Origin of the sequence: Streptomyces sp. NPDC046727 (genome assembly GCF_040645635.1) — a bacterium.
Lineage (GTDB): Bacteria > Actinomycetota > Actinomycetes > Streptomycetales > Streptomycetaceae > Streptomyces.
This window is the reverse complement of sequence record NZ_JBEYYR010000005.1, coordinates 292498-315184: the sequence shown is the minus strand read 5'-3', so window position 1 is coordinate 315184 and position 22687 is coordinate 292498. Positions and strand designations below refer to the sequence as shown.

General features: G+C 69.5%; 14 protein-coding genes and 2 pseudogenes. 6 read left to right on the top strand and 10 right to left on the bottom strand.

Translation table 11 applies throughout. The annotated features are described in order from the left end of the window. Nucleotides 1-157 precede the first annotated feature (157 nt). Entirely contained in the window at nt 158-1033 is an 876-nt protein-coding gene (locus ABZ937_RS08825) for a PhzF family phenazine biosynthesis isomerase (protein ID WP_361687678.1), read from the bottom strand. A 466-nt stretch (nt 1034-1499) separates the two neighbouring features. Here ABZ937_RS08825 and ABZ937_RS08820 point away from each other — a divergent pair, with 466 nt between their 5' ends. The 3 genes from ABZ937_RS08820 to ABZ937_RS08810 all read left to right on the top strand — a co-directional run bounded on the left by ABZ937_RS08820 (nt 1500) and on the right by ABZ937_RS08810 (nt 5972). Beyond that, a complete protein-coding gene (locus ABZ937_RS08820; protein ID WP_361687675.1) occupies nt 1500-3572 on the top strand; it encodes an FAD-dependent oxidoreductase in 2073 nt (690 codons plus the stop codon). Then, nucleotides 3569-5398 (top strand): thiamine pyrophosphate-binding protein, encoded by a 1830-nt coding sequence (locus tag ABZ937_RS08815; protein ID WP_361687672.1) that lies wholly within the window; start codon nt 3569-3571, stop codon nt 5396-5398. The genes ABZ937_RS08820 and ABZ937_RS08815 overlap by 4 nt, the downstream gene beginning before the upstream one ends. Before the next feature lie 64 nt (nt 5399-5462). Continuing rightward, on the top strand, nt 5463-5972 hold the full coding sequence (locus tag ABZ937_RS08810; RefSeq protein ID WP_361687669.1) for an inclusion body family protein: 510 nt from the start codon (nt 5463-5465) through the stop codon (nt 5970-5972). 156 nt (nt 5973-6128) lie between these two features. Here ABZ937_RS08810 and ABZ937_RS08805 read toward each other — a convergent pair whose 3' ends face one another. Further along, on the bottom strand, nt 6129-7088 hold the full coding sequence (locus ABZ937_RS08805) for a hypothetical protein (protein ID WP_361687666.1): 960 nt from the start codon (nt 7086-7088) through the stop codon (nt 6129-6131). Continuing rightward, the gene (locus ABZ937_RS08800; RefSeq protein WP_361687663.1) at nt 7085-8500 is read right to left on the bottom strand and encodes an AMP-binding protein; all 1416 of its coding nucleotides are present in this window, start codon (nt 8498-8500) and stop codon (nt 7085-7087) included. The genes ABZ937_RS08805 and ABZ937_RS08800 overlap by 4 nt, the downstream gene beginning before the upstream one ends. Nucleotides 8501-9098: 598 nt before the next feature. Here ABZ937_RS08800 and ABZ937_RS08795 point away from each other — a divergent pair. Both ABZ937_RS08795 and ABZ937_RS08790 read left to right on the top strand, forming a co-directional pair. After that, complete coding sequence (locus ABZ937_RS08795; protein WP_361687660.1) at nt 9099-13184, top strand: hypothetical protein; 4086 nt, start codon at nt 9099-9101, stop codon at nt 13182-13184. 87 nt (nt 13185-13271) lie between these two features. After that, nucleotides 13272-13508: pseudogene (locus ABZ937_RS08790) on the top strand (transposase); the annotation flags it as partial. A 432-nt stretch (nt 13509-13940) separates the two neighbouring features. On the opposite strand, the gene ABZ937_RS08785 reads toward ABZ937_RS08790, so the two are convergent. The 4 genes and pseudogenes from ABZ937_RS08785 to ABZ937_RS08770 form a co-directional block, all read right to left on the bottom strand. Beyond that, a complete protein-coding gene (locus tag ABZ937_RS08785; RefSeq protein ID WP_361687772.1) occupies nt 13941-15053 on the bottom strand; it encodes an ABC transporter substrate-binding protein in 1113 nt (370 codons plus the stop codon). 270 nt (nt 15054-15323) lie between these two features. Continuing rightward, nucleotides 15324-15701 (bottom strand): annotated as a pseudogene (locus ABZ937_RS08780) (transposase family protein); the annotation flags it as partial. Between the two features lie 35 nt (nt 15702-15736). Continuing rightward, entirely contained in the window at nt 15737-16678 is a 942-nt protein-coding gene (locus ABZ937_RS08775) for a GNAT family N-acetyltransferase (RefSeq protein WP_361687769.1), read from the bottom strand. Between the two features lie 306 nt (nt 16679-16984). Beyond that, nucleotides 16985-17578, bottom strand: a complete 594-nt coding sequence (locus ABZ937_RS08770; protein WP_361687657.1) for a TetR family transcriptional regulator — start codon at nt 17576-17578, stop codon at nt 16985-16987. A 109-nt stretch (nt 17579-17687) separates the two neighbouring features. Here ABZ937_RS08770 and ABZ937_RS08765 point away from each other — a divergent pair, with 109 nt between their 5' ends. Continuing rightward, entirely contained in the window at nt 17688-18698 is a 1011-nt protein-coding gene (locus tag ABZ937_RS08765) for an NADP-dependent oxidoreductase (protein ID WP_361687654.1), read from the top strand. A 157-nt stretch (nt 18699-18855) separates the two neighbouring features. Here the strand turns inward: ABZ937_RS08765 and ABZ937_RS08760 are convergent, their stop codons facing one another. The 3 genes from ABZ937_RS08760 to ABZ937_RS08750 form a co-directional block, all read right to left on the bottom strand. Then, nucleotides 18856-19536, bottom strand: coding sequence for a DUF998 domain-containing protein (locus tag ABZ937_RS08760; RefSeq protein ID WP_361687651.1), 681 nt, complete (start codon nt 19534-19536; stop codon nt 18856-18858). Between the two features lie 176 nt (nt 19537-19712). Beyond that, nucleotides 19713-20150, bottom strand: a complete 438-nt coding sequence (locus tag ABZ937_RS08755; protein WP_361687648.1) for a LuxR C-terminal-related transcriptional regulator — start codon at nt 20148-20150, stop codon at nt 19713-19715. A gap of 387 nt (nt 20151-20537) precedes the next feature. Next, on the bottom strand, nt 20538-22241 hold the full coding sequence (locus ABZ937_RS08750; RefSeq protein ID WP_361687645.1) for an amidohydrolase: 1704 nt from the start codon (nt 22239-22241) through the stop codon (nt 20538-20540). Nucleotides 22242-22687 lie beyond the last annotated feature (446 nt).

The following is a 22687-nucleotide window of genomic DNA, read 5'->3' as shown; positions in this document are numbered from 1 at the left end:
GCTCTCCTGCCCCCCGGCTCGCGCGCGAGCGGGGGGATCGAACTGGCGGCCTCGCGTAATCGGGAGCCGCGCGTTCACCGGTCGGCGAGGGCTCACGGTCAGCCGCTCTCTGACGACTGGGGAGACGTGTGTCTGTCCTGCCGTCGTGGCCGGCGCTTCAGCTGATGCGAGCTCCCGTGCCGCCGACACGGACGCGCGGGTCGCCCGCGCGCAGCGTCACCGTGAGTTCGCCAGGGCGGCCCAGGTCCTCGCCCTGATGCAGGGTAAGGACGGCGTCCTCGGGGACCAGGCCGAGCTCACGGGCGTACGCACCGAACGCGGCGGCCGCAGCGCCGGTCGCCGGGTCCTCTACGACGCCGCCGACGGGGAACGGGTTACGGACGTGGAAGACGGTGGCCGACTCCCGCCACACCAACTGGACCGTGGTCAGGTCCAAGCGGTGCATCAGGGCTTCGAGGCGCGCGAAGTCGTACGCGAGATCTGCGAGGCGTGCGCGTGTCGCCGCCGCGAGAACGAGATGGCGGGCACCGGCGAACGCGACATGGGGCGGGAAGGCCGGGTCGAGATCGGCGGCCGGCCAGCCGAGTGCGGCGAGCGCCTCCGTGAGGTCGGCGTCGGCGATCTTCTCGATGTGCGGCTCGACACTGGTGAGTGTGGCCCTGACGGTGCCGCCCTCCTCGGCCACCTCCACCGGTACGGTGCCGGCGCGCGTCGCGAACACCAGTTCCCCGGGGCCTAGCCGCTCGGCGAGCGCTACGGCGGTCGCGACGGTGGCGTGTCCGCAGAACGGCACCTCGGCCTTGGGGCTGAAGTAACGGATGGTGTACGCCCGCCCCTCCTGGCCGCCGAGTCCCTCCGGGGGCGCGGTCAGGAACGCGGACTCCGAGTAACCGAGGTCGGCGGCGATGGACAGCATGTCGCTGTCGTCCAGGGCGGTGGCATCCAGAACGACGCCGGCGGGGTTTCCGCCGTCGGGGTTGCTGGAGAAGGCGGTGTATCGCAGTACCTCGGGGCGGGGCGCATTCGTCGTCATACCTGCGGCAACGCGAGGCGGGCCCGCGGCTATTCCTGGACGCGGGTGGAGGCGGTGATGGGCCGGCCCCTGCGGTGAGCCGCACATCCATACAGGCCCATCCTTGGGCTACGCACGGCGATGTCGTCGGGCACCAGAAGTGGAGAGTCATGACGGTCGGGTGCACGTTGGCCGGATGCACATGTCAACGTCGCTGATCGGTCGGTCAGTTGCGGGAGTGCGGTGATGGTTTTCCCGTCGGGCCGGTGGGTGGGGTCGGCACATCCTCGGACCAGGTGCTGCATTCCACGAGTGAATTGTGCTTTCAGTGGTATCCGGCTTCCCTTCCGCCTCTCAGGAATCTTCCGCGTTCTTGCCGAGAATCCGGGCAAGTAGAAATCGCGCCACCCAAACCCTTCGACAATTTCAGGACTTTGTCTCCGAGGTGAACCGCGAAATCGTTTCGGCATATCTACGATCGCAGGCTATGACCGACACTCCACGGGACAACTCCGCCACCCGTGCCCGCTGGCAGACCTGTCTCAGGCTCGCCCGTGAACTCCTCCTCGTCGGACCCGACGGCAAAGACCTCAAGCTTGAATACCTGCACGCCCTGATAGACACGGGCCACCTCGGTGCCACCCGCCATCCGCGCAAGAAAGTCCTCGTCATCGGCGCCGGTATCACCGGCCTCGTCGTCGGCCGGCTGCTCAAGGACGCCGGACATGACGTCACCATCCTCGAGGCGAACGCCAACCGTGTCGGCGGACGCATCAAGACCTTCCGCACAACCAAGCACCAGCAGCCTTTCGCCGACCCGGCCCAGTACGCCGAGGCCGGGGCCATGCGGCTGCCCGACTTCCACCCGCTTGTCCTCGCCCTGGTCGACAAACTGGGGCTCGGCCGGCGCCAGTTCTACAACGTGGACATCGATCCCCACACCGGCAGCGGTCCCGACGTGCCCGTCCCTCCGGTGACGTACACCTCCTTCACCGGCCGGACGTGGACGTACGGCGACGACAGCCCGGACTTCGTCGAACCCCACAAGCGCGGCAACTCCTGGATCCGCGCCAACCGCGTCCAGGTGCGGCGCGCCGACTACGCCGCCGGTCCCGAGCGGATCAACGAGGGCTTCCACCTCACCGACGACGAGGTCCGCTCCCCCGTCGTACGGATGGTGGACGAAGCACTGGAGAGCGTGCGCGACTACTACTCCGACGTCGTCGACGGCAAGCGCGTCAACAAACCGTTCGACGAGTGGGTCGAGGGCTGGGCGCGGGTGATCCGTGACTTCGACGGCTACTCGATGGGCGCCTTCCTGCGCGACCGCGCCGGGCTCAGCGACGAGGCCATCGAGGCCGTCGGAACCCTGGAGAACATGTCCTCGCGGCTCCACCTCTCCTTCTTCCACAGCTTCCTGAGCCGCAGCGACATCAACCCCGGCGTCCGCTACTGGGAGATCCCCGGCGGCAGCTGGCGCCTGCCGCACGCCTTGTACGAGGGCCTGCGCGACGAGGTGCGGCTCGGTCAGCGCATGATCCGTCTCGAGTACCACGACCCCACCCGCGACACCGACCCCGACGGCACCGGGGAGGTCGGACCCGACGGGTGGGGCGTGGCCGTACAGACCGTCGACGAGAAAGACCCGAAGGAACTGCCCCGTCTGTGGACGGCGGACCTGGCGGTCGTCACCATCCCGTTCTCCGCGCTGCGCTTCGTGGAGATCGTCCCCTCGATGTCGTACAAGAAGCGCCGCGCCATCATCGAGACCCACTACGACCAGGCCACCAAGGTGCTGCTCGAGTTCAGCCACCGCTGGTGGGAGTTCAGCGAGGACGACTGGCGCGACGCGCTGGAGGGCATCGCGCCCGGCCTGTACGAGTACTACCGGCGGGGGCATGAGGCGGACACCGAGACCGTGTCCGTGCCCACGCTGCCCGAGCCGGAGGCCGGGCTGCTCGGCGCCGCCGTCAAGGACAGCCTCGTCACCGAGGAGATGCGGCGGATCGACGGCGGCCTTCCGCTGCGCGGCCCCGCCCTGCGGCCCGCCACCCACTGCTTCGGCGGGGGCTCCGCCGCCGACAACCCCAACCGGTTCATGTACTACCCCTCGCACCCGATCGCGGACAGCATGGGCGGCGGCGTCGTCCTCGCCTCGTACTCCTGGTCCGACGACGCCGCACGCTGGGACTCCATGCCGAAGGCGGAGCGCTACGTCTACGCCCTGCGCAACCTCCAGGCCCTGCACGGCAGGCGCATCGAGGTGTTCTTCACCGGCCGGGGCGCCACCCAGAGCTGGGCCCGCGACCCGTACGCCTTCGGCGAGGCCGCCATCTACACCGCGCACCAGATGACCAGCTTCCACCTGGACGTCTCCCGGCCCGAGGGCCCGGTGCACTTCGCCGGCGAGCACACGTCCCTCAAGCACGCCTGGATCGAGGGCGCCCTGGAGAGCGCCGTCCGCGCCGCCCTCGCCGTCCACCAGGCCCCGCCCGTCACCGACAGGAAAGGCCCGGACGAGGACGTCTCGGGTGCGGACCGGGAAGGAGAGTCCTCGTGAGCGTAAGCAACTCTGCTTGCACGGTCGCCCGCTATCTCGCCCTGCGGTTGGCCGAGTTGGGCATCACTCATCTGTTCGGCGTGCCCGGCAACCACCTCGGCCCGTTCCTCACCGCCCTGCGGGCCGAGGGCGACATCGAGTGGGTCGGCACTCCCACCGAGGGCGGCGCGGGCCAGGCCGCCGACGCCTACGCCCGCATCCACGGCGTCGGCGCGGCGGCGGTGACGTACAGCGTGGGCGCGTTCAATCTGCTCAACGCCTGCGGTGGCGCGTACGTCGAGCAGGTGCCGCTCATCGCCGTCAACGCCTGCCCGCCGTACGAGCAGTGGCAGAACTTCCGCGCCGTCGGGCTGCTCACCTCGCACATGAGTCCCCGTGCCGAGAGCAACCTGGACGTCTACCGGCAGGTCACGGTGGACGCGCAGGTCATCTCCCACCCGGGCCTGGCGCCCGCCCAGATCGACGCCGCGCTCACCGCGTGCGTCTCCGAGCGCCGGCCGGTCTACCTGGAGGTCATGGAAGACCTGTGGGACGAGCCCTGCCCTGAGCCGACGGAGCCGATCGTCCGCCGCGAACGGCCGTTCAGCGAGCGCAACCAGAGCATGCTGGACCAGGCGGTGCACTCGATCCTCACCCTGATCGAGGAGCACCCTGGCCCGGACGGCAGGCCCCGCCCGATCGTGTGGGCCGGCGAGGAGATCGACCGGTACCGGCTCGGTGGGGAACTCGTCGACCTGGTGGAGGCCACCGGCGTACCGTTCTGTACGACCGTCGGCGCCAAAGCCGTCGTGGACGAGGACCTGCCGCAGTTCCATGGCGTCTACAACGGTAAGGCCAGTCACCCGGACGTGCACGCGGTCTTCAAGGACTGGGCAACCTGCCGGATCGGGCTCGGGGCCTGGTCCACGTCGAAGAACCTCGGCGGTGAACAGAGCGTCGGCACCGACTGGGTGATGGCGGCGCACGGCGGCGTCAGCGTCGGCACCTCCTACTTCCCCGACGTCCAGCTCGCCCAGCTGCTGCCCGCCCTCCAGGACGCGCTGGTGAAGGCCTACGGCTCCGACGGCCTGTCCGCGGACTACTACGCCGAGTCCTACAGCTACCGGGGAGCGCGGGACGACCGCCCCGCCGGCCTGGCGCAGTACCGCGCCTCGCTGAGCGTCAGCGGTGCGCGGTCCCGGGACGCCGAACGGCTCACGTACGACGGCGTGTTCGACCGGGTCAACCACTTCCTGGGGCAGGAGACCACGGAGGACTGGACGGTCGTGTCCGACGCCGCGTTCTCCCTCATCGGCTCGATGAACCTGTCCCTGTCCGCGGGCGGCTTCCTGTCCCAGATCAGCTGGCTGTCCATCGGCTGGTCGGTCGGCGCGGCCACCGGCGCCGCGCTCGCCCCGGAACGCGATGGCGCCCGCCCGATGGTGTTCGTCGGCGACGGCGCCTTCCAGGAGACCTGCCAGGAGATCTCCACCCACACCCGGCTCGGGCTGCGCTCGGTGGTGTTCGTCCTGGACAACGGGGGTTTCTACGGCATCGAGCAGATGTTGGTCCACCCGGCCTACTACGCCGAAAAGGACCCCGCCGAGCCGGACTTCTACAACGTCCTGCACCCCTGGCACTACGACCGTCTCGCGGCCGTCTTCGCCGGCGAGGACAGCCCGGCGAGCGGCCTCAGCATCGCCCGGCCCGCGGAGCTGGACGACCTGCTGGCCCGCCTCTCCGACCCGGGTGACCCGGTCAACGCCGGTCCCCTCCTGGTCCGCGTCCGCCTGCACCGGCACGACTATCCGCGGGCCATGGCGTACAAGGTGCCGAAAACCTCATGACCGTCATCGGCGTGACCAAAAGTCTCGTCATCGAAGAATTCGCATCTCGTCGAGGGGGACAGAAATGGCTGATCTGAACGTACTGATCGCGTTCGACGCGGCCACGATCGTCGAGCAGAATCCCAACGCGTCGCGGAATCCCGACGCGCCGACGTACGTCGACCAGAGCCTGATCTACATGACGACGCGGCACGACCACATCGTCGGCACTTCGGGCGCCGAGCTGAACCTGCGGGCCGAGCCCGGGGACACCATCCGGTGGCGGGAGACGACGGTGTCGCTGGGCAGCGACTACAAGGCACTGCTGTACCGGTACGTGAGCAGCGACCGCGACCACACGCTCATCAGGACGCCGGAAATCGAGGTGGTCGACGGCATCTATCCGCTGCCGAGGGAGGGCAGCGAGGGCAGTCCGGATTTCGTGACGCAGAAGTACCAGGACCACTACTGGCGCACCACGGTGAAGAGCGTCGGCAAGGTCGTGTACCACTTCTACTTCCAGATCCTCGACCGGCACCGGCAGCTGAAGGGGTACTTCCAGTGGGACCCCTTCATCACCATCGAGGAGTCCTGACGGTCCGGCCGTGACGGGCGGCGGCGCGGTCATCACCGCCGCCGCCCAGTCGCCTCGTGCCCTGGAGCACGACTCGGGCGCGCGGTCCCTCGACGAGTTCACCGCCGACCGCGCCGGCGTAGGGCTCCCAGTGCCGTACCCGAGCACCCGGATCGGTCAGCTGCCGGCTGGGGAGTGGTGTTTCAGGGAGCGCTCGCCCGTGGTGGCCGGGTCCGCGGGCTGCCGTGGTGCGGGGACTGTCACCGGCGGGGCGGGCGGGCGGAGGTCGGCCATGCACCGCTCCGGGCCGCGCCGTCGTAGCACCAGGTAGCCGCAGAAGGCGGCCGGACCGAAGAAGATCTGCGCGGGCACGATCTGCGGGAGGTGTCCGGTGAGCGCTTGGACCGTGACGGGTGTCAGTGTCGGGGCGAGCGCGCCGAAGACGGTGACCAGTGCGAGGGCCCAGATCAGCCCCTCTCGTGCGTACGCTTTGTAGGCCACGGTGGTGAACAGGGCGTAGACCAGGAGGTCGCCCATGCCCACCACGGCGCCGAAGTCGCCGATGCGCAGTCCGGCCGACGGTGCGAAGGCATAGCCCTGTACCGCGTCGAACAGTTTCTGGGTGAGGGGGACGACGGTGGCGAAGAACAGGTCGTAGACGGCCAGTGCCAGGGCGAAGCGGGAGACGTGCCGCAGCTTCAGGCCGCCTTGCGCGTTGAGATTGGCGGCGCCGACCGCCATCAGCATGATCACCAGGCTGTTGACCAGCCAGTACGGTGTGGCGTGGGTGGGATCGTCCTGGGCGCTGCGCGCGGTGAGCCAGTCGGCGGCCAGGACCGCGGCGATGAGTGTCCAGCGCACCCCTGTCCGGCGGACGACGGGCCCGTAGCCGACGGCGAGGCCTCCGGCCAGGGTCAGTCCCAGCACGGGCGGCAGCAGCCAGCCGGGCAGGGCGAGATACAGCACGGGCAGGACGACGACGAAGCCCATCATGATGACCATGTCGTTGCCGTTGAACACGCCGACGGCCGGGCGGGGCAGGGTGACCCGCTGGAAGTAGGCGAGGGAGGCGAGGCACACGGCCAGGGCGACGGCGAGGGTCACCAGGACGAAGAACAGGGTCTGTGCGGTGCTCATGCGGCTCGCTCCCCATAGGCGAAGCTGCTTTCGACCAGGTCGCAGCGGTAGCGCCGCAGCTCGTGGCCTTCTCCGGGGACGATGTCGACGGTGGCGTCCAGGCCGGCCTCGGCGAAGTAGCGCGCGATGCCACCGGTCTCCGGTACGCAGGCGGCGGCGACCTGGACGCGTAGCCGCCCGTCCACGACGTCAGCGCGGTGACGCACCGGCCAGCGCGCGCCGGGCAGCGCGTCGAGGACCTCGATGATCTCGCGCGGTGTCACCGGGCCCTGCTCGGTGCGCAGCACATGGTCGGCCTTTCCCAGGATGAGTGAGGTCGCCGGCACGTTCGCCATCTCGCACCCCAGCGGCTCATCGGGCAGGCGCCGCACCAGGTCGCGGGTGTCGTAACGGAACAAGGGCATGCACTCCCGGTAGGGGAAGAAGGGAGTGGCGACGAGCGTACCGAGCGCTCCCGGGGCGGCCGGCGCCCCGGAATCCAGGTCGCACACCTCCACGAGGCCGATACCGGCGTCGATGTGCAGGTGACGCCGGCTGCAGATCGCACCGGCGACCGGGGTCACCTCGGTCATGCCGTACCCGTCGTGCACAGCGGCGCCGAACGTCTTCTCCGCGGCCTGCGCGAGAGCGGGCGAGAGGACCTCACTGCCGACGTTGATACGCCGCAGCCGGAAATCGGCAGGCCCCAAGCCCCGCTCACGGGCCAGACGGGTCAGCTGCCCCAGGTAGCTCGGGTAAGTGACCATCAGAGTCGGTGCCTTGGGTCCGGTGCCCGTCATGAGATCGAGTGTCTCGGCCGGTGGGACGAGGCCCACCATGCGGATCGCCGCCCCGGCCAGACGGGCGACCTGCATCTCCGCATACCCGGTGCCCGTCGCCCGGGAACTGATGTTGAACTGGACCACGTCGGTGGTACGGACGGTGCCGCGCAGCACCTGCGACAGGGCGACCAGCGCCGGCCACAGACGCTCCTCGTAGCGGGAGTACCACACCTCGACCGGCCGGCCCGTCGTCCCCGTCGTCCGGGAGGCCAGAAACGGCTCACTGCACAGGAAGTCACCGGCCCGCCCGACCAGATCGGCCTTGGTGGTGACGGGCACCGCGGTGATGTTCTCGACGGTCAGTGCGGCCGGGTCGACACCCGCCGCCCCGAAGTGGTCGGCGTAGAAAGGCGATTTGGCCACGAGGCGTTTCGCGGTACGCCGCAACGCCCGATTCGCAAGGTCGGTACGCATCTGCGGGTCCGCGGCAGGCCCGCGCAGCAGGTGCTCGACATCCTCACCCGGCGCACCGAATTCAGCCAGCGTCGCCAACGCATCCTCGACGAGCTTTTCGGCAGAACGCACATTGATCGGACGGCCGAGCACCATTGCCAGCGCCATCCTGAACTGCCGAATCCCCGCACCGAACATGACCCTCCCCCGAGCCCCGTCCTGGCCCCCCGATCAGGCCGGCCCTTTTCACCGCGCCGGCCCCTCACCGTGCCGGGGCGGGCGGCCACAGCCGCCCGCCCCGTTCCCCGTGTCAGCTGGGGCAGTTCGTGAACAGCACCGCAGCCAGGGAACCCATCACGTACTTGGTGTGCTTGAGCGTGGAAACGATCGCAGACATACCAAAACCCCCTTGCATCGTTCGCAACTGAACCCTCGCCGGTCAGCGAAGGCCCACTGATCTTCAAATGGCGCAATGTCTGCTGTCAAGCATCCATCGCACGATCAAACTTCCACCGCTAAACATTCAATCGGCGACTTTCTGCGGCCAGTTCCCGCCAAAGCCGGAACCGGAATCCCGACCGCGGCCAGCTCCACCTACCGCCCACGGCCACCAGCCCTCCCAGCCGCCGCACCAGACACACCCCAACCGGAACCGCACCCACACACACCACACGGGCCGGCGCCTCCTCCAGGCGATCCGCCTGCTGCGGTCGCCATGCCCACGGAACGGCATTGTCAGTGGCACCACGTAGCGTGTGATCATCGAACCACCAGCACTACGGGGGAAGGCCGGCGCATGGGCAAGCGTGTGGAAAAGGGCGGGTACACCGCGGAACTGACGGATGACCTGGAGGTCGTCTACCGCAATCCGCAGGGGCGAAGGCTCAAGAAGTTTCCCGATCCGCTCGCGGGTGCTCCGGGGCTCGTAGAACTGCTCGGCGCGCGGACACATCTGCGGAAGCACCGTGAGGCGTGCCGCCTGCAGGCGGGTGAGTGGGCGTCGGGCGGGCTGCGCGTCCCGCGCACCCTGGCCGACGCGGACCCGCTGTGGCGGGAGGCTCTGGAAGCCGAGTCCGTCGAGCTCACCGACGAGTTGGGGGACGGCGGCCTGTGGGCCCGTACGTATGTCGGGTTCGACGGTCGCACGCTGACCCAGGTACTTCCCGAGCAGCTCCTCCCGTACCGCGACCGCTTGATGCGCGTGCAGCACTGGGAGCCGGACGGCTGCTTCTCCACCGGCATACCGGACCTCTCCGACGGCGCGCTTCCCTTCCCCGAGCGGGTCATCGCCGCCCACCCCGGCTTCGAGGAGCTGGCGACCGAGAAGCTCCTGCTCCTGCAGGAACGCACGAACCAGTGGAGTTTCGTCTACAAGACGGACATCGACAGCGTCCTCCAGAGCCTGGAGGAGTCGGCCCCCGCGCTGCTGATCACGCTCCTCGACGAGATGGCCGACCTCGCCCTGCGGCAGGGCGATCATGCGGCAGCCGCCGCCTGGTTCGGGCGGGCCCGCACCGCCGAGCGGGTGCAGGCGCACAAAGTCGACAAGGAGTGGCTGCTCGGCCGGTACCTCATGTACGCCGAGGGCAAGGCCCTCTCCACCACGGCCCTGCGGGCCTGGGCTCGCGAGCTGGCCGTCAAGGGAGAGGCGACCGAGGCGGACCTGTCGCGCTTCCGCCAGGTGGTGATCCGCCGCGTCCAGGCATCGTACGAGGTGTACCCGCAGCTGGCCGCCGATGTGCGCAAGCTCGCCAAGGCCGCCGGCCTCGAACCCGAGAGGGAACTGGCCACGCTGCTCGGGGAGATGTTCGCGGTCGGCGGTGTCTCGCTGTCCGACGACAAGTTCTGGACCGACTGCCTCAAGGGCCCGGCCCTGGACCTGCTGGGCAGCCACGCTCCGGAGGCCGCCCGCCAAGTGCAGAAGCTGCGTCCTCGCCGTTTCGGCGACAGTTCCAAGGTGTGGCGGGACCTGCTGGAGCGCACCGGTGCGCTGGCGCTGCTCAGCGGCGAGGTGCCAGGGCTGCCCGTCGGCGAGGCCGCCGCCTGGCTGTCCGCGTGCGTCCGGTCGAACAGCGACAGGAACGGTATCTGGCCCGTCATGTACGAGATCGCCGAGCGGATCGCGCCGAAGCTGGCCGCCGACGGTGTGCCCGTGGAGTTCCGTTATCGGCGCATCGGCGACCGCTTCGACGGCACGACGCCTCTCGACCTGATCGACCTGCTTCTGGGGCACGGAGCCCCGGTCGCCGACCCTCCGGAGCTCCTCGGCCCGTCGCAGCTGTACCACATCCAGTTCAGCCACCGACCGAAGCTGGAGCATGTGCTGGCGGACGAGCGCTTCGCCCGGGAGCTGCGGGCACGAGTGCGCGCCGACCTGGAGATGACCACCGAGGACCTGGCGTCCAACAGCTGGTACCAGCCGCACGAGACCAAGGGCTGGGACCGGATCCCCCAGCTGTTCGACAATCCGCTCGGGCACGAGGAGATCCGGGCCTGGTTCGGCCGCGAGCGGGCGAAGCTGCGCGCGGGGGTCGACTTCGGGGAACTGGTCCTGCTGCTCGGCCGGCTCGTACACGCGGGCGTGGTGGTGGACCTCCTACTCAAGGACGCCGAAGCGGCTGCGGAGTTCGCGGCGGTGGACGTCGTTCCGCTGCTGATGGCGGAGCTGCCCGACACCGTCTCGCGTGCTCAGGTGGAGGAGTTGCTGGGGAGGCTCCAGCCCTACTACGTCGAGCGGGAGGGGGTCCGGGGGCCCAATCGCGGACCGATCCTGGAGGCGTTGCCGCAATTGGGCGAGCCGATACACAGCCAGGCCGCCCGCTCCCTGGTCATGGCTGTCAACTGCCGCGCGGGACTGGAGCGGCTGGTCCGCCGACTCACCCCCGTCGAGGGTGATGTGCCGCCGGCCTCCGTCACGGGGCCGGAGGAGCCGGAGGACCAGGTGAGCCGTCAGATGATGGCGCTCGCGAGGCACGGCACCGCCGTTTGGGAAGGCGATCTGGCGCAGGCCACCGCCACGTTCGACCGCGTACCCCGCGACGGCCGGTTCCGGAGAACGCACGCGTGTGCCGCGGCTCTCGCCCTGTGCGCCGTCTCGTCGAGGGCGGACGGCTCGGCGGCCCGGTCGCTGATGATGTACGCCGCCCATCCCTTCGTCACCGCTGAGCCGGGCCACTGGCGGATCGTCCACTGCGAGGTTCCCGAGGACCGTACCGACATCAACGCTCCGCATCCCGGGAATGTCTTCCGGACGGACACGTCCGTCGCCTTCGTCCTGGCCAGTGGAGGCAGAAAACCGCGGCGGACCCTGTGGGAGTACTCCCCGGACGGGGACTTTCCCGAGGACGGCCCACTGGCTGCCGCTGGCGTGAAGGTCACGCGTGCACATGTGCTGAAGCCGGTGCGTCCCGGCGGCTGGTTCACGCGCTTCGCCGAGCTGTACCGCGAGCACGGCCCGGCACCGGCCCGCCCGGAGCTCTCCGCAGCCTTCGCGGAGCGGCTGGGCCTCTCCCCGGCGGAGGCCACCGCGCTGCTGACCGCACACGTCCCTTGCGCCCCGCACCAGTTGGACGAGGAGGACGACTACCTCTCCGGCCACTACTCCGCCGACCTGGAGCCCTGGAAGGTCCGGCGCTCGGAGGCGGAACAGGCGGTCGCCGCACTGACCGACGCGCTCGGCCCCCGGTTCTTCACGACTCTCTACGACAAGCTCCTTCCCGACGATCCCGAGCAGCTGTGGGCCACAGGCCCCGATGTGGACCGGGCCGCCGAGTGGTGGCTGGAGGAGCTCGGCAGCCCTCTGCCCGTACCCACCGCGACGCTGCCCCTCGCCACCAAGGAGATATTGCCGCCCAAGGGTGAGGCGGCCCTCCCCCGGGAGCTGCTCCGGGGCAACCCGCACTGGTGGCCCCATCTGCGGCTGCCCGCGCTCCTCGGCCGGCTCGCCACCGGGGCGGACTGCCTGGCTTCCCACCGCGCGGGCCTGGTGGGCGAACCGCACCTGCTGGACCTGCCGAGGATCGCCGCCTGGCTCGCCTACCGCACCCCGGCCGGCGACCCGTTGCGCCCTGCGGTCGGCGCGGCGATATCCCGGCTGTGCGAGGAGCGGGCCGCGGTCCCCGGCCCGCTGACGCTCTTCTCTCTGCAGAGCAACTACCTGATGGGTCCGCCTCCTTCCACCGAGGCGCTCACCGCTCATCCGGCGGTCACGGAGGTGGCCGACGCTGCCTTCGACATGCGTCATCTGCGGGTGGACCCTGCCGCGCTCAAGGGCCCCGATGATCCGCTGCTGGACGCCCTGGACACCTACCTCGACTCCGTACTGCCCTCTCAGTGGCTTCCGAGCCCGTCCGGGCTGCCCGCCCTCGCGGACCTGCGGCTGCTGCTGAGCGACGACTTCGCCGCGCTCGGGGAGCACCTGGTCACCGACGGCGAGCGGCCCCAGGGCTGGGAACAGGACCCCGCGCGTTCCGTGCCGCATCTCGTCGAGGACTGCGCCAGGACCTTCGGGCTGGGTGAGGATGCCGCGTCGCTCTACCTGATGCTGCTGGCACTGCCGGACCCGTCGGACCGCAACGTCAAGGCGTGGACCGGCTGGAAGCCCAGCCGCTTCAAGGAAGCGGAGGCAGAGCTGGGCGCGTCGGGCCGAGTGGTGCGGGCCGTCCGGCCGCGAGCGGGTCGCTCCCTCTTCCTGCCGGGCGCCTGGCAGGAGCGGAAGCCGCCTCGCCTCCCGATCGAGGCGTCGAAGCTCGGTCTGCTGCCGCTGGCCAGGGAGCACCGGTCGACGTCACACTTGGCTGCGGTGCCCTCCGCCCCGCTGCCCGTGCTGTTCACGCGGGCGTGGGAAGGCGCGGCAGCCGGCTCGGCAGCACGACGGAGGTAGCGAACGCCCGAACCGGCGGGCACAAGAAAGCTCGCCGACATCGTCCCTTGTTTTGTCCGCCGAGCCGAACACGGCTCCGGTCTGAGGTTGGAGGGAGGGGATGCGGAAAGACCCCGGGGTGAGTTGTCAGATTTCGTTGCCGATGTGTTCGCTTCGGTGCCGCGGCGCGACAGGCAGCGGTGAGGCGAGTGTGATCTGCGGGGTCTGATGCTGGACGGCCGCCGAGAGTCGATCCAGTCGATGCCCGAGCGGCTGCCGGACGGGAACGTGCAGCCGCTGCAGCAGTTCGTGAACCTGTCGCCGAGGGATCCGCTGCCTGCGCGAGGAATGGGCGAGTGATCCACACAGGCACCGGCGGGCCGGGAGCCCTGACGGGGCCGGGCACGCCTCCCGGCCCGGCCGCTACTGGTACTGCTGGACCGTCAGGCCCCCACAGGGCCTGTCCGTGCCTTTGATCGTGGCCGATACCGGCTACGGCCGCAGCGTCTGTTTCCGACTCGCATCGGAGCGGGCCGCAGGCTTCACCGGGCGGGCCTTGCGGAGGGCGATCCGGTTCAGCTTCGTCCGATCCCGCTCGGAGACCTCAGGCGCGAACCTCGGGCTTCCCGTCGCCGTCGGTGGCGGAGACGTACTCGTGCTCCAAGCCGGCGAGGCAGGCAGGCACTGTGCTCGCTGCGGCGGAAGGGTCCAGCGAATCAGCTCGTGGGGGACGCCGGCGAGCGCTGTGTGAGCGGTTGAGCCAGGATCATCAGCCTCTCAGCCGGCGTGAAGGATCCGAAAGCGATCGGGTTGCGCCGGGTCCCGTTCCACGACTTGGACGGGCGGCCAAGCCCATTGCCAGACACCGATGCCTGGCGTGCGGGAGAACTGGATCGGCCCGCGGGTGCCTTCGACTGCAACACACGGCCAGGATTCGGCCATGCGCGCCCGGTCCGCGCCCTGAGAACGCAGCACATCGGCGAGGACGGCGATCGTGTCGTAGCCCTCGAAGGCGACGAAGGAGGGCGCTACGGCAAGCTGTTCACGGAGGACCGTCTCGACTCGTGCACCGAGCGGGCTGAGACGCTCGGGCAGGTAGCGCAAGAACGGGATCGCGGCGCTGTCGTCGCCCAGCAACGTCGCCCATTCGGCGAACTCCGGCTGTCCGGCCGGAGCACCGACCATGATCTCGGCAAGACGCTCGTCGCCGCGGACGGACTTGACGATCGACACTGCCGGCTCCGGGTGGCCGACCAGGAGAAGGAGGGCCGTCGCGCGGTTGTCGACGAGTTCGTCGCTCAAGGCTGTGGGGGCGATCGCGCGCATGTCGAATTCAATGACGGTGCCGCCGCGCGGAGCCAGGTAGTCCCGCAGAATGCGGGCCCCGGATGCCCAGTAGGCACTCGGTTCGGTTGCTACGGCGATTCGACTGTGACCCGCGCCGAGGAGGAAGTCGGCGAAGGTCTGCCAGCCGTGGGACTGCGCCGGGGCGAGGCGCGCGACCCATTCCGTCGGCTGTTCGGTGAGCGCGTCGAGAACCGCTGAGGAGCAGAGGAACGGCAGGCCGAGGGCGTCGGCCCTGGCGGCAGCGGCACGAGCTACGACACTGTGATACTCCCCCGCCAAGGCAGCCACTCCCAGGCTGGCCAGTTCGTCCACGGCCGCCGCGGCCCTCTGCGGATCAGCCGCGGTGTCTCGGACCACCAGCTCGAGTGGTCTTCCGAAGATTCCGCCGACGTCATTGACGTCGCGAACGGCCAGCTCGAGTCCAGCGAGCAGGTGTTGGCCTGCTTCGACCCAGCCAGGCCGAGTCAGCGGAACGAGAGCGCCGATCTGGACGGATGAGCCGTCAGTCCGTTCCGCTCCAGGCGGCGGTAGTGGCGCATTCATGCGTTGGCGTCTCTCGGGTGACGATTCGGTCGCAGATTGCCCGGAGCGCAGGCCCGGGTCCGTGGAGCCCCCACATCCGTCGCCCCTGCCGCTGTGATCATGGAGTGGCAGCGTAGCCGGACCACTTGGAAAATCCAAGCGATCGAGCGGTCGTCGGTGGCCGACCACTGCTGAATGCTGGACGCCATCGCGCGGAAAGGACCAAAACTGCCCGCCGAACTCGGCCCTTCCAGACGGCTCACGAACTGTGATCAGGTGGGCCATCAACGCCACGACGACCTGCACATTCGCCGAGAACCGTGGCTTCGGCCGGAGCGGCCACACACCGGTCACCGACCGCGATGAGCCTGCCGCCCACGATCCACATCCGGCCCGGGTATCGGCCGGGCGGGCGGCGGGCTCGAGTGCGAGAAGGGGCCGCAACCGCTGGATGACCCTGCACACCGTGGCCGGCGAGACCCCGAAGAGCGGTGCCGGCTGCCGCATGGTGAGGTTCGTCCGGTCGTAGACAGCCAGCAGCAGCACCCGGTCAGCAAGCGGCAGACACCATGGCCACCCGATGCGCGACCCCTCGTCACCCCGCCCCCGCACCATCCTCAGCAACCGCTCGAACTGCTTCAGCCACAACCCCGTGAACGTCTCCCCCAGCCCTCAACACCCACACATACAAGGCAAATGCCCAACTACGGCCTCCTGCAACACGCTTCGCCGTGCGAGCCCCGCCCCAGCTCGTGTACGTACCGCCATTCGTTGGAGAACGGCCGGTAGCCGAATGCCTGGCTGATGGCCAGCATCGGGGCATTTGCCGCGTCATTGCCAGTGAAGGCGTCGGTGCAGTCGGCGTCGCGGGCACGGTGGAGCGAGGCGGTCTTGGCCAGCCGGGCCAGACCCCGGCCGCGGAAGGCGCGACGGGTGCCGGGCATGGCCGACACATGGCGGCCCCGGCCGTCGGTCGCGGCCAGAGTGAAGGAGACCACCTCGCCGTCGAGGCTCACCACCGACGTCAGGTCCAGGTCCGTGAAGGGGCGTTCCCAGGTACGCCGCAGCCAGTCCTCGTAGGTCGTGGCGTCGGCCGGGCCGTCGCTCGGTTCGTCGGCGCCAGCCTCGGTTTCCACCACGTACAGCGACTGCGGATCAGCGTCCAGGTCCCTGCCAGTGTGCAGCCGGACGCCGGTCGGCAGCGGGAGGAGCGGTGGGGCGGCTGCCGTCAGGTCGAGCCGGAGGACGCGGCCCGCGCGGCTACGACGGTAGCCGTGGCGCTCCGCGAAGGGGTGTGTGCCGGGTTCGTCGTTGGTCCAGGCATAGACGTGGGTCGCCCCCACTGCGGCGAGGTGCTTCTCGGCCGCGGCCGCCAGGGCGTGCCCGACGCCGTGGCCCCGGTGGTCTGGATGGACATGAGGGGTGGCCTCGGCCCGGCCCCCGACGCTGCTGTCGTGCAGCAGTGACGCGCGGACAGCGCCAGCAACCCTGCCGTCCCGCTCGGCGACGAACAGCCGCCGGCACTGCGCCGCCGCTGAGGCGGCGGAAACCTCCCAACGGGCCCACCGCGCACGGGACGTAGCTGCTCCTGTCGGCCGGCTCCGGACGTGGCTGAGGACCCCGCGCTTGCGTGACCGGGAAGCCAGAACGCTGCCACGGCCGGCCGTTGGACCCCTTTTGGCGCGGCTGGCGTCCTGCGCCCGTTGGGCGATCCGGACGCGTCCGAGCTGGACCAGGGCGACGACGGCGAAGAGGACTGAGTGCCAGGAGCCGACCGGGGCGCTGGTCAGCTTGCACGCCGCCGCCTTCGTCAGCCGCTTCGCGCCGGTCGCCGTCCGCTCCCGGGCAGCGCGCGGCCCGATGCCGGTACCCTTGTCCGCTTTGACGCACTCGCCTTCGAACCGCTCCTTGCCGAGCGCGCGGCCGGGTTCGCTGGTCCGCGCGCGACGATTTCAGCTGCGGGCCCGAGAGCGGTGTTCCGTCTTGGCGTCGCCGCTCCCTTCGCTCGTCAAGATCGCGCTTGCGACAACGTCGAAGAGGTGATCGGCGCGTGGCGCGAGCGAGGGTTGATCGCCTAGCCACGCGAGCGCCGCTATCAGCGCAAACAGATCGGTGCCATCGATGTCGGTCCGCGCTGCGCCAGCAGCCTGAGCACGGGTGAGGAGCCGCGTGCCAGCCGCGCGCATGGTGACACACGAAGCATGGAGTGCGGATTCGCTGTCCTCGATGGCGGCCGTCATGAGCGCCACAACACCCCGGTACTCATGTGCGCACGCGACGCAGTCGCGCACCCACGAAACGAGAGCATCTGTGGGTGAGCTCGACATTTCGAGTTCACCTGCCCTTGCCGTCAGCCCGTCGAAGCTCGTGCGGAGCAAGGCATCGAGCAGCGCCTCGCGCGTCGGGAAGTGACGGAGCAGCGTCGCGAGCCCCACGTCGGCCCTGCGTGCGATGTCACGCAGGGATGCGTCGACGCCCTGCTCGGTGATGACGGCACCCGCAACTGCGAGTAGGTGGTCACGGTTCTTCCTGGCGTCGGCCCGCATCTGCCCCTCTTGACTATCCGGATCAGTGATCCATATATTCGGATCAGTGGTCCGGATAAGCGGATCACTGATCCGATCAGCGTATCCCAGTGCGCGGACAGGGGAAACAATGCCGACACGAACGATGAAGGCGATCCGGGTCCACGAGCACGGCGGCCCTGAGGTGCTGCGTTACGACGAGGTGCCCACTCCCGAGCCGAGGCCGGGTGAGGTGCTGGTTCGCGTCCATGCGGTCGGCGTCAATCCTCCGGACTGGTACCTGCGCGACGGGCTGACCAACCTGCCCCCTGAGACGAGGCCGAGGTTCACCTTGCCAGTGATTCCGGGGACGGACGTGTCGGGCGTTGTCGAGGCTGTCGCTGAGGATGTGGACGGTTTCTCCGTCGGTGACGAAGTCTTCGGTCTCCTTCGCTTTCCCAGCTTCGATGGCAGCGCGTATGCCGAGTACGTGGCCGCGCCCGCGTCGGACCTCGCACGCAAGCCGGCCGGCATCGATCACGTACACGCCGCCGGAGCACCGATGGCCGGGCTGACAGCGTGGCAGTTCCTGATCGAGCTCGGGCACGATCACCCGTCGCCCTTCCAGGCTGCGCAGCATCGCCCGATGGCACTCGACACCAACACGACGGTACTCATCAACGGCGCCGCGGGCGGCGTAGGGCACTTCGCACTACAGCTGGCGAAATGGAAGGGCGCACATGTCATCGCGGTGGCATCGGGCGCGCACGCATCGTTCCTGCGCGGGCTCGGCGCCGACCGGTTCATCGACTACACCACGAGTCGTCCCGAGGAACTCGTGCACAATGCGGACCTCGTTCTCGACACGGTCGGTGGCCGTGACAGCAGTCGCTTCCTGCGCACCCTCAAGCGCGGTGGCGCGCTGTACCCCGTGTTCTTCGCTGAGTACGACGCTGAAGAGACCGCGAAACTGGGCGTCACGGTCTCGGGCACCCAGGTCCGCTCGAACGGCGCTCAGCTCGCTGAACTGGGACGTCTGCTGGATGCGGGCACGGTTTGCGTCGCGATAGACAGCACGTTCCCGCTCGCGGAAGCCCGAGCAGCGCACGAACGCGCCGCCCGAGGGCACATCCAAGGCAAGATCGTGCTCACGATTGCGTAGAGGCCCTCACCAGGGCGTTGGGCGTGGCGGGGGGTGAAGAGGGGCAGGGGGCGAGGCATGGGAAGACCTCAGGCCTCGCGATACGAGCCGGATTGATGCCCCCGGCGTCGGCCAGGACGTGATGCCTGCCGGAACGAGTCGACCGCCAGAAGCCTCATCAGTTCCCGGCAACCCGCGCGGCATGTCCTCTCGGCAGCGCATCCTGCATGCGATTCGCACGGTGGAACAAGCCGTGGACACCGATGGACAGCGCCCACACCAACAGGGGAAACACCGCTACCCGCTCCATGCCACCCATCCCGAGTCCAAGATAGCGGCCGGAGAGAAAGAGCCCGAAGGCCGTGATCGCCGTCGCCCCGAGCAGGCTGCTCGCCCAGCGCAGCGGACCCGGCACATCGTCCGCCAGACCGACTCCCGTCAGCACAAGGCCGATGTTGCCCATGGCCATGATGAGCAGCGCACCCAGAACATGCTGGTTTTCGTGGACGTCCGAAGGTGCCAGCCCGGCCAGTACGAAGCCCAGTCCGGCGCAGGCCAGCAGGCACCGGGCCACCATCGCGGTCGCGCCTGTGCGCCACAGAGCCCCGGCGAAGACGACTCCGACGATCAAGAGTGTTCCCACAGTGACGAACGAGGCGTTCATCAGGCCGTGTTCGGGCGAGCAGACATAGCGTTGTTCAGGTTCCGACTGCATGGCGCAGTGAGCGTTGCCCAAGTCGCTGATGTTGTTCCTAGCCCAACTGTACGGCCTGTTCCAAGCCGACTCGACGATCCCGTGGGCCACGAAGAACTGCGTGACACCTGCGACCCACGCAACGTATCCGATCCGAGCCTTCAACTATCCGCCTTCTTTCGCACGGTTCATGTGCGAACAGCGGATCATGAACGGCTGGTCTCCGGCACTCCGGCGAGCCTCCGGGCACGAGGTGGGGCTGGCCCTACGTACAGCCACGCCCACCAGGCTCACTGCACCGCTGCCGAACACTGGGCACCTTCCACGCCGGCGGAGGCGCGTCACTGGGAGGGTTCCAGTCCCCAGGTGGCGGCTCGGGCAGCGGCGGCCGCGCGGTTGGGCAGGTCGAGCTTGGCGAGGATGTGCTCGATGTGGGTCCCCACGGTGCGCGGTGTGATGTGCAGCCGCTCGGCGATCTCCCGGTTGGTGCGCCCTGCGGTCAGTTCGGCCAGCACTTGGAGCTCTCGGGGTGAGAGTCCGCCAGGCCCCCGCGCCGCCGGGCGCCGCGCGTCCACGGCGGGGTCGGCCGCGGCGGCCTCCATGGGCCATGGCCGTGGCCGTGCTCGGGGGTCGACGGCCGCGGTGAGGGCCTCGGTGAGCAGGGTGATCACTGCGCGCGCCGGATCGGGCGTGCACCGCGGCCGGCACGTGCTGATATTCAGCATGCCGACGTACCGGCCGTCGGTGGCGAACAGGCACTGGGCCACGTTGTCCTGCACGCCGAGGGGACGCAACCATCCTGGAAGCCCGGGGATGCCGCCAAGAGCTGCCAGGGGACGTCCCTGAGCCAGAGACCGCCTCGGGCCGGGCTGCGGAGCACGGGGAACACCGGGTCGTGATGGAGGCGGGTCTCGATATAGGCCGTGGCGTCGTCCGGGTAGCTCCCCGCCAGGGTGGTGTGGCGCCGGCGCAGCGGATCCCACCGGGCCAGGGAAGCGTGGTCGTACTCCATCACCTCCGAGAGCGCCGAAAGTACCGTGTCGACGCCGGCCGCGCCGCTCGTGGCGGTCCTGGCGGCCTCACGGACGTGGATGGCCGCGTCCAGGATGTCCGCCGTGCTCCGCTCCTCTGCCACCCCCCAAGGATGATCATGTGTCCGGAATGCGTCAATCACGAAGGGTGTCGTGCACGACCTGACCGTCCACGACGGTGAGCACGACGGGGATCTCCGGGATGTCGTGGGGGGCTGCGGCGAGCAGGTCCCCGTCGAGCACGCAGAGATCGGCGACCTTGCCCGGTTCCAGGGAGCCCTTCCAGTCGTCGGCGAAGTCCTGCCAGGCCGCGTCGATCGTGTACGTACGGATCGCCTCGGCCAGGCCGATGCGCTGCTCGGGGCCGCTGACCCGGCCGCCGGCCTTCGACTCGCGCAGCATCATCGTGGCGACGCCCTGGCGCCAGTCCGGGTACGTGACCGGAGCGTCGGACCCGCTGGCGACCCGCACGCCGGCGTCGATGGCATCACGGTACGGCCATGCGTACGCGGCCCGTTCGGCGCCGACGAACTCCTCCTCCATGTCGGCGACGGTCCACTTGATGGTGGGGTTCATGTTGACGCCGAAGCCGTGCGCGGCGAGCACCTTCATGCTGTGCGCGGTGAGGAAGTCGCCGTGGATGACGTAGTGGCGGGCGTCGGGCCGCGGGTGCTCGGCCATGGCAGCGGAGAAGGCGTCCGCGACGGTGTCGATGGCGCGATCGCCGGTGACGTGGACGCCCAGTTGGTGCCCGAGGGCGTGGGCACGCCGGATCATGGCTTCGATCTCGGCGATCCGCTCGGCGTCGCTCTCGCCGCCGACGCACAGGGAGCCGCAGCCGCCGCCGACGTACGGTTCGTGCATCCAGGCGGTCTTGTTGGGGACGATGCCGTCGGCGAAGATCTTGACTCCGTGGATCGCGAGGCGGCGCGGATCGGTGTCACCCAGCTCGCCGAGGGTGGTGAGGGTGCGGGCGAACTCCTCGGCGGTGCTCGCCATTCCGGTGGGCAGGAGCAGGACGCCGACGCGAGCGGTCAGTTCGCCGTCGGCCAGCAGTCGGCGGTAGACGTCGAGGGTCTGCGTGCCGAGCGCGCCCCGCATGATGCCGTCGCCACCGGGGCCGAGGCCGGGCTCGGTGTAGCTGGTCACGCCTAGCCGGGCGAGCGTGGCCAGCGTCGACCTGATCGCGTCGGTCCGCTCCTGTCGGCTGAGCGGCGGCAGCGCGTTCTGGACGAGGGCCTGGGCCCCTTCGTGGAGCAGCCCGGTCGGCTCCCCGGTTTCGTCCACGACGATGGCCCCGCCGGGCGGCGCGACGGTGTGCCGGTCGATCCCGATGAGCTCCAGTGCCTTGGAGTTGACCCAGGTGGCGTGGCCGGAGAAGGAGTACAGGACGACGGGGTGGTCCGGGCTCACGCCGTCGAGGTCGTGCCGCGAGGGTTGCCGTGAGGGGTCGAGGACGCACTCGTCGAGGTAGCCGGCGTCCCAGCCGTGCCCCGTGATCCACTGCCCGACGGGAACCCTCTGGATGGCCGCGCGCAGGGCCTCGGCCAGGTCCGCGAGGGAGGACACGATGGGATGGCCGAGGTCGAGGGAGAGCGGTGGTGTCGCCATGCCGAAGGCACATCCGTGCAGATGGGAGTCGTTGATACCGGGAAGCACCGTCGCCCCTCGTAGATCTACGACCCGGGTGCTGGGGCCGACGAACGGCGAGATGTCGTCTCGCCCCCCGACGGCGCTGATGATCCCTCCGGTCACCGCCAGGGCCGAGGCGACGGAGAACTCCGCATCGACCGTGACCACCCGTCCGCCGAGAAACACCAGATCCGCATACGGTTCCACAGAAGGTCCTTTCGAAAGCCGGGTGCACCACGGCCACCCACGAACACTCTCCCGAGGACTATGGCCACGCCCCCGCCCTCCGCACATCGGTCATCCCACCGATACGGGCACTCGCGGTGGCAGGTTGGCGTTCGACGGGCCTCCCGGCGCGGTGGCTCGACCGGGCAGAAACAGGTGGGGACGAAGCTCCGAGGGGGACACCGTCCGAACGCAACATGCCCCGGCGCGGGAGGGGCCGCCTGTGCCGGACCGCCGATTCAGCAGCACGTCAGAGCCGCGTCAGAACCGCGTCAGAGTGCTCTGCCACCATGGAACACGTGCACGGCACCGAGGGAGACCGCGGCAGCCGGGAACAAGGAGAGGTGCCCGGAGTGGCTTATCGGGGACCAGGGCGACAGCCCGAAGTCGGATCCTTTGCGGGTCCACGCAGGTTCGAATCCTGCCCT

Bases quoted from the DNA above. Each gene is read 5' to 3' on its own strand.
- ABZ937_RS08765 (WP_361687654.1), top strand. From the start codon at position 17,688: ATGCCGACACGAACGATGAAGGCGATCCGGGTCCACGAGCACGGCGGC.
- ABZ937_RS08770 (WP_361687657.1), bottom strand. From the start codon at position 17,578: ATGCGGGCCGACGCCAGGAAGAACCGTGACCACCTACTCGCAGTTGCG.
- ABZ937_RS08820 (WP_361687675.1), top strand. From the start codon at position 1,500: ATGACCGACACTCCACGGGACAACTCCGCCACCCGTGCCCGCTGGCAG.
- ABZ937_RS08795 (WP_361687660.1), top strand. From the start codon at position 9,099: ATGGGCAAGCGTGTGGAAAAGGGCGGGTACACCGCGGAACTGACGGAT.
- ABZ937_RS08800 (WP_361687663.1), bottom strand. From the start codon at position 8,500: ATGTTCGGTGCGGGGATTCGGCAGTTCAGGATGGCGCTGGCAATGGTG.
- ABZ937_RS08825 (WP_361687678.1), bottom strand. From the start codon at position 1,033: ATGACGACGAATGCGCCCCGCCCCGAGGTACTGCGATACACCGCCTTC.
- ABZ937_RS08805 (WP_361687666.1), bottom strand. From the start codon at position 7,088: ATGAGCACCGCACAGACCCTGTTCTTCGTCCTGGTGACCCTCGCCGTC.
- ABZ937_RS08810 (WP_361687669.1), top strand. From the start codon at position 5,463: ATGGCTGATCTGAACGTACTGATCGCGTTCGACGCGGCCACGATCGTC.
- ABZ937_RS08785 (WP_361687772.1), bottom strand. From the start codon at position 15,053: ATGAATGCGCCACTACCGCCGCCTGGAGCGGAACGGACTGACGGCTCA.